The organism is Microbispora siamensis (genome assembly GCF_016863095.1).
GTDB lineage: Bacteria > Actinomycetota > Actinomycetes > Streptosporangiales > Streptosporangiaceae > Microbispora > Microbispora siamensis.
In genome coordinates, this window is sequence record NZ_BOOF01000002.1 from 289426 (window position 1) to 305308 (window position 15883).

4 protein-coding genes are annotated in these 15883 nt (G+C 73.6%); 1 reads left to right on the plus strand and 3 read right to left on the minus strand.

All coding sequences use genetic code 11. From position 1 onward, the window contains the following. The first annotated feature begins 47 nt into the window (after positions 1 to 47). Entirely contained in the window at positions 48 to 821 is a 774-nt protein-coding gene (locus tag Msi02_RS03065; protein WP_204046945.1) for a thioesterase II family protein, read from the plus strand. On the opposite strand, the gene Msi02_RS03070 is transcribed toward Msi02_RS03065, so the two are convergent. Genes Msi02_RS03070 through Msi02_RS03080 form a run of 3 tightly spaced genes read right to left on the minus strand, consistent with a single transcriptional unit; the run spans position 790 to position 15830 of the window. Continuing rightward, a complete protein-coding gene (locus tag Msi02_RS03070; RefSeq protein ID WP_204046946.1) occupies positions 790 to 2130 on the minus strand; it encodes a serine hydrolase domain-containing protein in 1341 nt (446 codons plus the stop codon). The two genes, Msi02_RS03065 and Msi02_RS03070, sit on opposite strands and share 32 nt — an antisense overlap. An 8-nt stretch (positions 2131 to 2138) precedes the next feature. Continuing rightward, positions 2139 to 11288: a non-ribosomal peptide synthetase gene (locus Msi02_RS03075; protein ID WP_204046947.1), complete on the minus strand. Its 9150-nt coding sequence runs from the start codon at positions 11286 to 11288 to the stop codon at positions 2139 to 2141. A gap of 12 nt (positions 11289 to 11300) precedes the next feature. After that, the gene (locus tag Msi02_RS03080; protein ID WP_239108074.1) at positions 11301 to 15830 is read right to left on the minus strand and encodes a non-ribosomal peptide synthetase; all 4530 of its coding nucleotides are present in this window, start codon (positions 15828 to 15830) and stop codon (positions 11301 to 11303) included. Positions 15831 to 15883 lie beyond the last annotated feature (53 nt).

Here is a 15883-nt window from a genome sequence, read left to right on the forward strand (position 1 = left end):
GGAGGGGGCGCCCGATGACGAGCATAACCAGAAGCCAGGCTTTCACAATGACGTCGGTCAGCGGCTGGGACGTCCGCTGGAAAACTCTGGACGAGCCGAGAATGCGGTTGTTCTGCGTCCCGCACGCCGGCGGCGGAGCGAGCGCCTATCGCGCCTGGGCGCCGTTGCTGGCACCCGGCATTGAAGTTGTCGCGATTCGGCTGCCGGGGCGGGAATTGCGTTTCGGGGAAACCCCGTACACCTCGGCCGACGACCTCGTGCCCGAGCTCGTCCGGGCGGTCTCGCCCCTGCTGGACCGCCCGCACGCCTGGTTCGGCCACAGCATGGGGGCGATCATCGCCTTCGAGAGCTGCCGGTGGATCCGCCGCGCGGGGCTCGGCGCGCCGGCCAGGCTTCTCGTGTCCGGCCGGTCGGCGCCCCACCTCCCGCCCCGCGGGCCCTTCGTCCGTGAGGCGCCCACGCCCGAGCTGACGCGCTGGCTGCGCGAGACCGGGGGCACTCCCCCGGAACTGCTGGACGATCCGGAGCTGTTCGAGGCCCTGCTGCCCATGATGCGGGCCGACATGACCGTGGCGGAGACCTATCGCTACCGTCCCGAACCGCCGCTGGACTGCCCCGTGTCGGTGTTCGGCGGCAACGACGACGACCACGCCACCGCCGGGGAGATGCGGCACTGGAGCCGGCACACCACGGCGGAGTGCCGGGTGCGTCTCTACGAGGGCGGGCACTTCTTCATCCACGAGATGACGGAGCAGATCCTCCCCGTGATCGGGGAGGATCTGCTCGGAGTCAGCGGCGGCGCCGGGCCAGCCGGCCGGTGATCTGCACCAGGCCGACCCGGCCGGTGGCGGGATCGCGGAGGAACCTGCCGACGTAGGGCATCGACCCGGCGTCGGACCCCTCGGTGGTGAAGCGCAGGTCACGCGTGCACGACAGCCGCCAGCGCGGTCCCGCACCGACCGCCAGGTACAGACCGTCGTCCGCCGCCTCGACGGCGCAGGTCCAGGAACCGTTGGCGTAGTCGCCGGCGCATTCCGCGGGCCCCGGTACGGGCGGCCCCGGATCGGTCAGCGTTCCCAGGGGGTAGTGGCCCACGTCGAGGCCCATCCCGCGCAGCTCCCCGACCACCGCCTCCCACAGCACGGCGCCGTTGGTCCCGTTGGCCGTCAGGGCCACCGCGGTGCCGCTGTCCGGTTCCACCCGCAGATGGGACCACGCGCCGTCGCCCGTGCCGTCGTGCCCGAACCACGACCCGGCCGTCCCCGCCGTCCCTGCCGTCCCCGCCGTCTTCGCCGGCCCGCCGTACAGGGACCAGCCGAGGCCCCAGCCGTCCGCCAGCCCGAACGGGCCGGCGGCCAGGCCGCCCAGCTGGTCCCCGCGCATCTCCGCGGCGTCGTCGCGGTCCAGCAGGCGCGGCCCGGCGTGTCCGGGCAGGTGCAGTCCGGCGAACGCGAGCAGGTCGCTCGCGCTGCCCGCGAGCCCGGCGACGGGCTCCTCCAGGAGAGTGACCGACTGCTCGGCGATCGGCAGCGCGCGGCCGTCCGGCCGCACCACGTGGCCGAGGGCGGCGCCGGCCCGCCCGGCGTCGGCCGCGAACAGCGGCTCGATGCCGAGCGGGCGCAGCAGGAACGACTCCACGGCCGCCCGCCAGTCCATCCCGGTGACCACCTCGACGAGGTGCGCCACCAGGAGGTAGCCGGCGTTCGAGTAGGAGAACGCGGAACCGGGCGGGTGCACGGGCGCGGTGCCGTCGGACGCCGCCCAGCGGCGGCGGGTGAGGCCCGCCGCCGACTCGTCCACGTTCGCCGGCAGCCCGGCGGCGTGGCTGAGGAGCTGCCGCAGGGTCGCCCGCCCGGCCGGGGTCCCCAGCCCGGGCAGGTAACCGGCCAGCGGCGCGTCGAGGTCGATGTCGCCGTCGGCGACCAGCATCATCGCCAGCGTGGCGGTGAAGGGCTTGGTGAGCGAGCCCAGCGGGAACGCCGACCGGGCGGTGACCGGCCGGCCGCTCCCGCAGATCTCCTCACCGGCCTCCGCCGTGAACGTCCGGCCCCGCCACCGTACGGCGAGCTGGGCTCCGGGGACGCGGTGCCGCCGCACCAGGTGCGCGAGCCGTTCGGAGATGTCGTCCATGGGCGTCCTCACCCTTCGATCGCCGGGTCGCAGGAGCGGGCGAGCGAGCGCAACGCCCCCAGGAAGTCCCCGGCCACCCGCTCGACGGTGGCCCGGTCGTGCAGGCCCTCGGAGTAGTGCCAGTCGAAGGAGAGCCGGCCGCCCTGTGCCGCACCGACGACCTCCAGCGGGTGGATCACCCGCTCGTCCGGGTGCTGTTCCTGGCCGATGGTGTCGTGGAAGGCGTGGTACAGGGACCTGCCGTCGGTCCTGGTGATCTCGTCGATCTGGCTGTGGTAGTTGAACAGCACCTGGGGCGTGCCGCGCCCGGTCAGCGGGGAACGGCCGAGGTGGCGCAGCGCGCCGTAGCCGAGGCCGTTGCCCGGCAGGGCGCGCAGGGACCGGCGCACGGACCTGACCACCGGCGTCCAGTCCTCTCCGCCGGAGGCCGGGACCTCCAGCAGGACCGGATAGGAGCTGGTGAACCAGCCGACCGTGCGGGACAGGTCGACGTCGTCGAAGATCTCCTCGCGGCCGTGGCCCTCCAGCTCGATGACGAGCCGGTCCTCGCCCGTCCACCGGCACAGCGCCCAGGCCAGGCCGCCGAGCAGCACGTCGTTGACGCGGGCGCGGAACACCCCCGGCGCCACGTGGAGCAGCGCGGAGGTCTCACGCTCCCCGAGGGAGACCCGCACGATCCTCCTGGACGACACGACGTTGTCGCCGTCGCGGTCCACGGGCAGCGGCGTGCTCTCCGGCACCGCGGACCAGTACGCCACCTCCTCGCCGAACCCGCCGTCCGCGACGTGGCGGGTGAGCCGGCGCGACCACTCCTGGAACGAGGACGTCTTCGGCCCCAGGTCCACGGGCTCGCCGCTCACGGCCTGACGGTAGGCGGTGTCCAGGTCGTCGTTCAGCACCCGCCAGGACACCGCGTCGACCACCAGGTGGTGCACGGTGACGTACAGCCACGGCCGCGCGCCCGGCCCGAAGTCGAACAGCAGCGCCCGCACCAGCGGACCGGCGGCCAGGTCCATGGTCGAGTCGGCCGCCACGGCCAGCTCGTCCATGACGCGGCGCCGGTCCGGCTCCGCGACCCCCGACAGGTCGTGCCGGTGCAGCACCTGCGCCGGTTCCTCCGCCGCGTTGTGCTGCGACCAGTCCCCTCCCTCGCGTACGAAGCGCATGCGCAGCGCGTCGTGCTGGCGCAGGACCGCCGCCAGGGCGGTGCGCAGGGCCTCCTCGTCCACGTCCGCCGTGAGCTCGGCCAGCACGGACTGGACGGTGTGGTGCGGGGCGACCGTGTGCGTGCCGAGGAACTCCCGCTGGATCGGGGTCAGCGGAACCTCCCCGGAGACCACCGCCTGGGTGGCCGCGACCGGCGCGTTCCGGCCCGCCGCCGCGGCGAGCTCCTCGATGGTCTGGTGGCGGAACAGGTCGCTGGAGTAGACGGACAGGCCGGCCTTCCTGCTCTTGAAGACCACCTGGATGCTGAGGATCGAGTCGCCGCCCAGCTCGAAGAAGTTGTCCCGCACGCCGACCCGGGCGACGCCGAGCACCTCCGACCAGATGGCGGCCATGGTCTCCTCGGCGGGTGTGCGCGGGGCGAGGTACGGCCGCCCGGCCAGGTCCTGGCCCGGCTCGGGCAGCGCCCGCCTGTCCACCTTGCCGTGGGAGGTGAGCGGCAGCCGGTCGAGCACGACGAACGCCGCGGGCACCATGTACTCGGGGATCTTCCCGGCGGCGAACGCGCCGAGCTCCCGGGGCTCGGCCCCGGCGCCCGCCTTCGCCACGACGTACGCCACCAGGCGCTTGTGGCCGGGCTGGTCCTCCCGTACGACGACGGCGGCCTGGGCGACCGCCGGGTGGGCGGTGACCACCTTCTCGATCTCGCCGAGCTCGATCCTGAAGCCCCGCACCTTGACCTGGTCGTCGGTCCTGCCGACGAACTCCAGCGTGCCGTCCGGACGCCACCGCATCAGGTCGCCGGTGCGGTACATCCGCGATCCCGGCGGGCCGTACGGGTCGGCCACGAACCGTTCCGCGGTCATCGCGGGACGGTCCCAGTAGCCGCGGGTGACGCCGTCGCCGGCGATGTACGCCTCTCCCGCCACCCCCGTCGGGACCGGGTTCAGGTCGCCGTCGAGCAGATAGATCCTGGAGTGGGCGACCGGCCTGCCGATGGGGACGGCGCCGTCGCCCGCCGCGACCTCGTCCACGGGGAAGCAGCTCGCGGTCACCGAGCACTCGGTGGGGCCGTAGGCGTTGACGATCTCCAGGCCGGGCAGCGCGCCCCTGACCCGCGCGCAGTGCGCGGGCGACAGCGCCTCGCCGCCGACGACGACCTTGCGCAGCCCGGACAGGATGCCGGGGTCGGTGTCGGCGATGGCGTGGAAGAAGCCGGCCGAGAACGACATGGCCTCGACCCGGTGCGCCCGCAGGAAGTCGTCGAGCTGGTCCACCGACCGGAAGTCGCCGGGCTGCACGGCCAGGCAGGCTCCCGTGAGCAGCGCGTTCCACAGCTCGTTCTGCGAGGCGTCGAAGGAGATCGAGTGGTGCTGGGCGATGGTCCCCGCACCACCGAAGGTGTGCCGGCCGGGGGCCATGACCAGCCGCACCAGGCCCCGGTGCGTGACCATGGCCGCCTTGGGCACGCCGGTGGAGCCGGAGGTGTAGACGAGCACCGCGAGGTTGTCCGGCACGAGGGCGGGCTCGGGCGCCGTACGGGGCCGCCGCGCGATCGCCTCCCGCCGCTCGTCCAGGAAGATCACCTGGGCCCGGGTCGGCGGCAGCCGGTCGGCCAGGCGGCTCTCGGTGAGCAGGACGGGCACGGCGGCGTCGTCGAGCATGTACGCCAGCCGTTCCCGCGGGTAGAAGGGGTCGAGCGGCAGGTAGGCGCCGCCCGCCTTCAGCACGCCGAGCACCGCCGTCACCATCCCTGGCCCGCCTTCGAGGCAGATGCCGACCGGGACCTCCGGGCCCACTCCCCGCGCGGCCAGTTCGTGGGCGAGCTGGTTGGCACGGGCGTCCAGCTCCCCGTACGTCAGCCGCTCGTCCCCGCACACCACCGCCGGCGCGTCGGGGACGCGACGGGCCTGCTCGGCGAAGACGTCGGGCAGGCAGCGGGCGGGGTAGCCGGTCGCGCTGTCCTGCCAGTCCACCAGCAGCCTGCGCAGCTCGGCCTCGCCGGCCGGGGGAAGCGCGCGCAGCGGGCGGTCCGGGTGGTCGGCCATGGCCTCCAGCAGGCCGAGCAGGTGGTCGGCGAAGCGCCGGACGGTGTCCTCGTCGAACAGGCCGGGGTCGTAGCCCAGGCGCATGCGCAGCGTGTCGGTCAGGTGGGCGACGCACGTCAGCGGATAGTTCGACGTCTCGACGCTGACCAGCTCGCGGATCCGCAGGCCGTTCCTGGCGGCCGCCTCGTCGTCGTACGGGAAGTTCTCGAACACCACGGCGCTGTCGAAGAGGTTGGCGCCGTGCGGGATCTCGCTCCACTGGCGCACCTGTGCCAGCGACACGTACTCGTACTGCCGCGCGTCCACCTGCTGTTCCTGGATGCGCCGCAGCCACGACAGCACGTCGAGGTCGCCCTCCACGCGCACCCTGGCCGGCAGGGTGTTGATGAACAGGCCGATCATCTCGTCGGACCCGGGCAGGTCGGCCGGCCTGCCGGACACGGTGGTGCCGAAGCAGACGTCCCGCTCGCCGCCGTACCGGAACAGCGCCATCGCCCAGGCACCCTGGATCAGGGTGTTCACCGTCACGCGGGCGTCCCTGGCGAACCGTTCGAGCCGCCGGGCGCGCTCCGGCGGCAGCGCCAGGTTCAGGCAGGCCGTGTCCCTTGACTGGTGCGACCGCACCGGGGGGCGGTCGTACGGCAGCGGGGTGGGCGCGGTGAACCCGGCCATCGCCCGGCTCCAGTAACCGGCCGCGGCGCTCTCGTCCTGCTCGGCCAGCCACCGCACGTAGTCGCGGTAGGGACGACGGGTCCTCGGCGTGGTGACGTGGCCGGAGGTGAGCGCGGAGTGCTCCTCGAACACCTCCGACAGCACGTCGGCGAAGCTCCACCCGTCCAGCAGGATGTGGTGCGAGGACCACAGGATGTGCACGGTGGTCTCCGACAGCCGGGCGATGTGCAGCCGCATCAACGGCGGGGTGGCGAGGTCGAGCTCCTGCCGGGCGGACTCGTCCCAGAGCCGCTGCCGCCGCTCGCGCTGCTCCGCCTCGCTCAGCCCGCGCCAGTCGTGGTGGGCCACGGGAAGCGGGACGTCGCGGTGGACGACCTGGAGCGGCCTGCCGACGTCCTCGCCGGCGACCGCGGTGCGCAGGATGGGCGTACGGTCGACCACCCGCTGCCAGGCCGCGGCGAGGGCGCCGGGATCGGTGACGCCGTCGAGCACGAGGCCGAAGTGCGTGTAGTAGATGTCGCCGTCGTGCCTGCCGAGCGAGTGGAACAGCAGCCCGCTCTGCATCGGGGTCAGCGGGTAGACGTCCTCGACCAACCGGCCGTCGCCGGCGAGCCTGTCCACGCCCTCCTGGTCGAGCCCGGCCAGCGGGAAGTCCGACGGGGTGCGCCCGCCCGCGCCGGGCAGTGCGCAGTGCTCGGCGATCTGCCCGAGCGCGGCCGCGAACCGCTCGGCCAGCCGGGCGATCGTCTCCTCGCGGTGCAGGTCGGCCGAGTACTCCCATTCGAACTCGAGCCGCCCCTGCCGGACCATGCCGGTGATCTCGACGAGGTTCTGCCGGGGCAGGTCCGGGCCGCGGTCCGGGACCGGGCTCGGCAGCCATCGGCGCAGCAGCCCGTCGTCCCCCGTGGTCATGTCGAAGCGGCCGTGGTAGTTGAAGCCCACCTGGCAGCCGCGGCCGGCCCCGAGGGCGCCGCCGAGGTAGCGCAGCACGCCGTAGCCGAGCCCCGACGACGGCACCGCGCGCAGCCGCTCCTTGACCGTCTTGATCACCGTGCCCCAATCCCGCGTGGGCGGCACGGCCAGCGCGACGGGGAACAGGGTGGTGAACCAGCCGACCGTACGGGACAGGTCGACGTCGTCGAACAGGTCCTCGCGGCCGTGGCCCTCCATCTCCACGGCGACCGTGTCCCCGCCCGTCCACTCGGACAGGACCGACGCCAGCGCGGCGAGCAGCACGTCGTTGACCTGCGTGCGGTAGACGTCGGGCACGTCGCGCAGCAGGGCCTGGGTGGTCCCGGCGTCCAGCCGCACCGACACGGTGCGGGCGGAGCCGACCGTGTTGTCTCCCGTGCCGTCGACCGGCAGCGGCGCGCTGTCCGTGACGTCGCGCTCGACGTCCGTCCAGTAGGGCAGCTCCCCGTCGAACCTGCCCGCGCCCGCCGCCTCGCCGAGCCTGACCGCCCAGTCGCGGAAGGAGCTCGACTTCGCCTCCAGCCCGGCTCCCCCGTAGGCGGTCACCAGGTCGGACAGCAGGATGCGCCAGGAGACGCCGTCCATCACGAGGTGGTGCACGGTGACGAACAGCCGCGGCGCGCGGTCCCCGCCGAGGGTGAAGAACACCGCGCGGATCAGCGGCCCGGTGTCCGGCCGCAACCCGCGCTGCGCCCGCCCGACGGCCTCGCGCATGGCGCGGTCCTGGGCGGGGCCGTCGAGTCCCGACAGATCCACCGTCCGGAACACCTCGCCGCTTTCTGCCTCCGCGTGGTGCTGCCGCCAGCCGCCGGCCGTACGCTCGGCCCGCAGCCGGAGCGCGTCGTGGTGGGCGAGCACCGCAGAGAACGCCGTACGCAGGGCGCCCGCGTCGGCGTCGGCGGCCAGTTCCAGGAACATCGACTGGTTGAAGTGGCCGGGCGCGCCGGGGAACTCCTCGTAGAACCAGCGCTGGATCGGCGTCGCCGGGACGTCGCCGGCGACCGGGAGCGCCGCCGGGCGGGGCGTGTCCTCGACGACGGCGACCGCGGCGAGCTCGGCGACGGTCTGGTGCCGGAAGATCTGCTTGGCGGTCAGCCGCAGGCCGGCCCGCCGCGCGCGGGAGACCACCTGCAGGCCGAGGATCGAGTCGCCGCCGAGGGCGAAGAAGTTGTCCTCGACGCCGACCTCGTCTCCGGCGAGGCCCAGGACCTCCGCCCAGATCTCCGCCAGCACGGTCTCGGCCGGCGTCCGGGGCGCCACCAGGCGGCCGGCCGCCCGCTCCACCCTCGCGGGAGCGGGCAGGGCGCGGCGGTCCAGCGTGCCGCTGGGCGTCATCGGCAGCGCCTCCAGCGTCACCAGGGCGGACGGCACCGCCGGGTCCGGCACGATGTCGGCGAGGAAGGCCCGCAGCTCGCCCAGGTCGGGCGCCCGGTCCCCGGCGGGGACGAGGTAGCCGACCAGCCGCTCGCGGCCCGACTCGTCCCTGCGGACGGCGGCCGCCGCGGCGGCGATGCCGGGGTGGCGCGTCATCGCGGCCTCCACCTCGCCCAGCTCGACCCGGAAGCCGCGCACCTTCACCTGGTCGTCCGCCCGTCCGGCGAGCTCCAGGTTGCCGTCGGCGCGCCGGCGGCCGACGTCGCCCGTCCGGTACAGCCTGGCCCCGGACTCGGCGGAGAAGGGGTCGCGGACGAAACGCTGCTCAGTCAGGTCCGGCCGGTTCCAGTACCCCTGCGCCACGCCGCCGCCGCCGATGTAGACCTCGCCGAACACCCCCACGGGCACCGGGCGCATGCGCTCGTCGAGCACGTGCACCCGGGTGTCGAGCATGGGCCGTCCGACCGGTACGGTCGCCGCGGAGCCGATCGGCTCGGCCCGTACGTCGAAGATCGTGGAGTCGACGGTCGTCTCGGTCGCGCCGTAGGCGTTGGCGACGATCGTGTGGGCGGCGACGTGGTCGAGCAGCGCGCGGCAGTCGTCGGCGGGCCAGGGCTCGGAGCCGACGGCGAGCACGCGCAGCGAGTCGAGGGCGCCCCCGGCCGCGGCGAGCTCCTGGGAGATCGCCTTGGCCAGCGACGGCGTGGTGACCATGATCTCCGGGGCCCGCTCGCGCAGCATCGCGACCAGCGCGGGTGGGTCGCTCATCACCTCCGGGGGGCAGATGAGCAGCTCGCCGCCGAACATCGCGGACAGCAGGAAGTCGCCGAAGAACACATCCACCGCGACGCTGGACACCGACAGGCAGCTCCCGCGCAGCCGCTCCAGGCCATAGCGCGCGTCCCAGGCCCGCATGATGTGGTGCACGTTGCGGTGGCTGACCATCACGCCCTTGGGCTTGCCGGTCGACCCCGAGGTGTAGACGACGTACGCCAGGTCGTCGGGGGTGCCGGCGACGTCCGGGGACAGCGCGGGCAGCCCGTCGAGCACCTGGCGGTCCCGGTCGAGGTCGACGAGCGTGGCGTCGTGCCCGGCGAGGCGGTCGCGCAGCCGGTGCTCGGTGATCACCACGGAGGCGTCCGCGTCGTCCAGCATCGTCGCCAGCCGCTGCGCGGGGTGCTCGGGGTCGAGCGGCAGGAAGGCGGCTCCGGCCTTGAGCACGCCCAGCATCGCGACGACCGCGTCCACGCCGCGTTCGAGGCAGATCCCCACCAGCGCGCCGGGGCCGACACCGAGACCGGTCAGGTGCCGGGCGAGCCGGTTGCCCCCGGCGGCCAGCTCGGCGAACGTCAGACGCTCGTCCCCGCAGCTCACCGCGTAGTCGTCCGGCCGGCGCGCGGCCTGCTCGTCGAACAGCTCGTGCACGCGGCGGGCGGGGACGGGCCCGGAGGACGGGCCGAGCGCCGCGGCGGTGAGGTCGCGCAGCTCGGCCTCGGGCAGCATGTCCCGCGTCCACAGGGGCGCGTCCGGGGCGTCGGCGACGGCGCCGAGCAGCGTGACCAGGTGACCGGCGAGGCGCTCGACCGTGTCCCGGTCGTACAGGTCGGTGCTGTATTCCAGGTAGCACGTCAGCGACCGGGCGTCCTCGTAGAAGTCGAAGGTGAGGTCGAGCTTGGCCACGTTCATCGGCGGCTGGATCTCCGACACCTCCAGACCGGGCAGCCGGGGAGCGCCGTCCGCGAGGTTCTGCAGGTTGACCATGACCTGGACCAGCGGCGGCCGGCTCGGGTCTCGTTCGGGCCGCAGGGCCTCGACCAGGCGCTGGAAGGGGACCTCCTCGTTGCCGTACGCCTCCAGCAGGGTCGCGCGTACCTGCCGGACGAACGCGGTGAACGACAGGGACTCGTCCACCTGCGAGCGGAGCACCAGCGTGTTGATGAAGGAGCCGATCAGGTGGTCCAGGTCCGGGTGGCCGCGGCCCGAGGTCACGGTGCCCACCGCGATGTCGCGTTCGCCGGAGTAGCGGCCGAGCAGGAGTTTCGCGGCGGCGACCAGCACCATGAACAGCGTCGCGCCGTTGCTCCTGCCCAGCTCCCTGAGGCGGGCGACCAGCTCCGCCGGCACCTCGAACTCGTGCACCGCTCCGGCCGGGGTGCGCACCGGCGGGCGCGGCCGGTCGGCCGGCAGTTCGAGCACGGGCATGCGGTCCAGGCGGCCGCGCCAGTAGGCGAGCTGCCCGTCCAGGGTGCCGTCCGCCTCGCGCTCCCGCTGCCAGGCCGCGTAGTCGGCGTACTGCACGGGAAGCGGCGGCAGCTGCGCCGGCGTCCCGCACAGCTCGGCCGTGTACACCGCCGCCAGCTCGGCGAGGAGGTTGCCCGTCGACCAGCCGTCGACGACGATGTGGTGCGCGCCGAGCACCAGGACGTGGTCGCGCTCGCCCAGCCGCAGCAACGTCACCCTCAGCAGCGGCCCGCCCCGCAGGTCGTACGGCGAGCCCATCTCCCTGAGCAGGAACTCCTCCACCCGGGCGGCGGAGCCCCGGCCGGACACGTCGACCACCGGGAGCGCGCGGCCCACGTGCTCGTGCACGATCTGGACGCCGCGGCCGTCGACGGCGTCGAAGGTCGTGCGCAGCGACTCGTGCCGCTCCACGACCCGGTTGACGGCGACGGTCAGCGCCTCGACGTCGAGGTCTCCGCGCAGCCGCAGGGCCCGCAGCGCGTTGTACTCCGCGCTGTCCGGCTCCAGCTCCGCCATGAACCACAGGCGCTGCTGCGCGGACGACATGGGCAGGCCGGCCGTACGCGGCACAGGCCGGATCGGACGGTCCTCGGCGGGCGTCGCGGACTCGCCGGCGAGCTGGCGCCTGATGAGCTCGCTGAGATGGGCGGGTACGGCGGCGAGCTTGTCTTCGAAAGAGGTGGACATGTCGGCTGCCTTTCAGATCCCGTGAGTGGCGTCGATTCCGGACGCCGCCGCCGACACGTTCTCCAGGATCTTGACCTGGATCCGCTCGGCCAGGGCCGCGATGCGCGGCCGGTCGAAGAGGTCGTTGGGTGAGATGTCGACGCCGAACGCGCCGCGCATCCTCGACACCAGCCGGACGCTGCTGATGGAGTCGCCGCCCAGGTCGAAGAAGTTGTCCTCGACTCCGACGGGGTCGATGGCCAGCACCTCCGACCAGATGCGGCACAGCGCCGCCTCCGTCGGGTTCCGCGGCGGCAGGTAGCCGTCCCCGGTGTCGTCCTGCGTACCCGGGTCGGGCAGGGCCTCCCGGTCGAGCTTGCCGTTGCGGTTGAGCGGCAGCTTCGTCATCGGCACGAAGGCGGCGGGGACCATGTAGTCCGGCAGGAAGCCGGACAGGTGCGCGCGCAGCTCGTCGGCGGTGGGCGCGGGCACACCCGGCGCGGGCACCCAGTAGGCGATCAGGCGCTTGTTCCCCGCGAGGTCCTGCCGGACGACCACCGCCGTCTCGGCCACGCCGTCGTGGCCGGCGAGGACGTTCTCCACCTCGCGCAGCTCCACCCGGAAGCCTCGGATCTTGATCTGGTCGTCGACCCGGCCGGCGAACTCCAGCGTGCCGTCCGCGTTCCAGCGGACGAGGTCGCCGGACCGGTACAGGCGTGCGCCGGGAGGCCCGAACGGGTCGGCGACGAACCGCTCCGCGGTCAGGTCGGGCCTGCCGATGTAGCCGCGGGCCACGGCGTCGCCGCCGATGTACAGCTCGCCGGTGACGCCGACCGGGACCGGGGAGAGCCGGTCGTCCAGCACGTAGACCCGGTCGTTGGGGATGGGCCCGCCGATCGGCACGTTGTCGTACTCGGTCCCGGGCCGCACCGGGAACAGCGTGACGGCGATGGCGCCCTCGCTCGGGCCGTAGTTGTTGACCAGTCTCCGGCCGCGCGACCAGATCCGCGCCATCTCGCTGGTGAGCACCTCGCCGCCGACCCGGACGAACTCCAGGTTGGGCAGCGCGGCGGCGTCCAGGGCGGGCAGGACGGTGGGCGGCATGGTCACGGCGGTCACGGCCTTCGTCCGCAGCTCCTCGATGAGCTGGGCGCCGCCGTATCCGGAGGCCGCGACGGGGGCCACGAGGGTGGCGCCCGCCGCCAGGGTGCTGAACAGGTCGAGCGAGGCGGCGTCGAAGCTCATCGGGCAGAGCTGGAAGACCCTGCTGTCGTGGGTCAGCCACAGGTCGCGCACCGCCTCGACCGTGTTGTAGAGCGAGCGATGCTCGACCATGACCCCCTTGGGGCGGCCGGTCGAGCCGGAGGTGTACACGACGTAGGCGAGGTCGCGCGGCCCGCGAGGGGTGTCGGGCACGCGGTCGGGGTGCCCGGCGACGACGGGCCAGTCCCGGTCCAGGCACACCGTGCGGACCGGCGCCGTGGCGAACGACGCGGACAGGTGCTCGTGGGTCAGCACGACCGCGGGGCCGGACTCGGCGATCATCACCCGGAGCCGCTCCGGCGGGTAGTCCGGGTCGAGAGGCACGTACGCCCCGCCCGCCTTGAGCACGCCGAGTATCGCGACGACGAGGTCGGGACCGCGTTCGACGGCCACGCCCACCCGTACGTCCGAGGCGACGCCCAGCCCGGTCAGGTACTGGGCCAGCCGGTTGGCCCGCGTCTCCAGCTCCGCGTAGGTCAGCCGATCCTCGCCGCGTTCCACCGCGACGGCGCCGGGCCACCGGCGGGCGCGTTCGCTGATCACTTCGTCCATGCGGCGCTCGATGGAGTAGCCGGCGGGTTTGCCGCTCCACTCCCGCACCAGCATCCGGTGCTCCTCGCGGCCGAGCATGGAGACCTCGCCGATGACCCGCCGCGGATCGGCGGCGAAGGACTCCAGCAGGGTCAGCAGGTGCCGGGAGACCCGCTCGATCGTCGCGAGGTCGAACAGCTCGGGGTCGTAGAGCAGCCGCATCGACAGCGTGCGCCCGGGGAAGACGCTGAGGCCGATCGGATAGTTCGTCATGAACTCGACGGCCATGTGCCGCAGGTCGAGGCGGTCCGGCGCCATGTCCGGGTTGAACGGGTAGTTCTGGAAGACCAGGACGCTGTCGAACAGGTTGACGCCCGCGGGCACGCCGCTCCACGCCTGCATCCGGGGCAGCGGCACCCAGTCGAACTCCCGGGCGGCGGCCTGCTCCCGCTGCGTCTCCCGCAGCCACGACAGCAGGTCGCGGCCGTTGTCGACCTCCAGCCGTACGGGCAGCGTGTTGATGAGCATGCCCGTGATGGCGTCCACCCCGTCGAGGTCGGCGGGCCGGGTCGACACGGTGGCGCCGAAGCACACGTCGCGTTCGCCGCTGTAACGCGACAGCAGGATCGCCCAGGCGCCCTGGACGAGGGTGTTCATCGTCAGCCTGGTGGCCTGCGCGCGGGAGGCGATCGCGGCGGCCAGCTCCTCCGGCAGGTCCACCTGGAGCGATCGGGTCGCGCGGGGGCGGTAGCCCTCGCCCGGCTGCCGGTCGAAGGCCAGTTTCGTCTGCGTGTCGAAGCCGGTCAGCCGTTCCCGCCAGTAGTCCTCGGCCGCGGGCTCGTCGCGCCGGCCGAGCCAGTCCACGTAGTCGCGGAACGCCCGGCGTGGCGGTGGCGCGGGCTCGCCGCCTCCGGGTGGAGCCGCCTGCGGTTCGCCGTCGCGTACGGCCGCGTAGTCGGCGAGGATGTCGCCGAGCAGGACGGAGGCGCTCCAGCCGTCGATCACGATGTGGTGGACCGACCAGACGACCCGGACGGCGGTGTCGCCGATCCTGGCGATGTACAGCCTGCTCAGCGGAGCCTCGGTGAAGTCGACGCCCCTGGCGGTGTCCTCGTCGAGCAGCCGGCGCAGCGCCTCGCGCCTGCCCTGCTCGGGCAGTTCCCGCCAGTCGAGGTGGACGACGGGCAGCGTGGCCCGCTCGTGCACCACCTGCACCGGGGTGTCCACGTCCTCCCAGACCACGGCGGTGCGCAGGATCGGGTCCCGGTCCACGGCCCGCTGCCAGGCCCGTACGAGCGCCTCGGGGTCGTCGACCCCGTCGAGCACCAGGTCGAACTGGATGAGGTGGAGGCCGGAGTCGCGCGCCATGAGCGCGTCGAACAGCATGCCGCTCTGCATCGCGGTCAACGGGTAGACGTCCTCGGCGCCGTCCCCGCCGAGACCGGCGGCGCGGCCTGGGCTCCGGGGCGCGGACGTCTGGGGGTATCCGTTCTGGAGGGACACCGCCTCGGCGGCCGCCGCCAGTTCCGCGACCGTGGGATGGACGAAGACGTCCTTGGCCGACAGGACGAGCCCGCGGGCGCGGGCCCTGGAGACCACCTTCATGCTCAGGATGGAGTCACCGCCGAGGGTGAAGAAGTCGTCGGTCACGCCGACGTCCGCCACCCCGAGCACCTCGGACCAGATCCCGGCGAGCACGCGCTCGGGCTCGGTGCGCGGAGCCACCGTCTCGGTGCCCGTCCCGGCGCCGGGGTCGGGAAGGGCCCGCCGGTCGATCTTGCCGTTGGCGTTGATCGGCAACGCGTCCAGCATGACGAAACGGGAGGGGACCATGTAGCCGGGCAGCCGCTCGCCCAGGAACCGCCGCAGCTCCGCCTCCTCGGCCCCGTCCGCCACCAGGTAGGCGACCAGGCCGCGGGTCCCGTGGGCCTCGTGCACCACGACCACGGCCTCCGAGACTCCGGGGAAGAGGCGCAGCGCCGTCTCGATCTCCCCGAGTTCGACGCGGAAGCCGCGGATCTTGATCTGGTTGTCGACCCGGCCGATGAACTCGATCTCGCCGTTCCCGTTCCACCGCACGGTGTCCCCGGTCCGGTACATGCGGCCGCCCGGCTCGAAGGGGTCGGCGACGAACCGCCCCGCCGTCAGCCCGGGGCGGCCGTAGTAGCCCCGGGCCACGCCGTCGCCGGCCAGGTACAGCTCGCCGGGTGCGCCGACGGGCACCGGCCGCAGGAACCCGTCCAGCACGTACGCCCGCGTGTTGTCCAGCGGCGGGCCGATCGGCGCGACGCCGGCGCGCACGTGCTCCGGCGTCAGCACCTGCGCCGCGGCGAACGTCGTGACCTCGGTGGGGCCGTAGACGTTGACCACGACCGTGTCCGGGCAGGCGCGCAGGACCCGCTCCACGGCGGGCAGGGACGGGGCCTCGCCCCCGGTCCACACCTCGCGCAGCCCGGCGAAGCAGTCCGGGGACTCCTCGGCGAAGAGGCGGAACAGGGCGGCGGTGATGAACACGGCGGTCACGCCGTGCTCCTCGGTCACCCGCGTCAGCTCGCGCGGGGTCAGCTCGGCGGGGGCCACCACCACCTGGCCGCCCGTCAGCAGCGGCACCCACACCTCGTACGTCGCGGCGTCGAATGCGTGCGGCGACTGGAACAGGAAACGCCGGTGCGCCTCCGAGCGGGCGTGGCGGTCCCACGCCAGGCTCACGATGTTCCGGTGGGTCACCGCCACGCCCTTCGGCGTGCCGGTGGAGCCCGAGGTGTACATCACGTACGCCAGCTGACCGGCATGCGCGGTGGAGACATCGTGCGGCTGCGCGG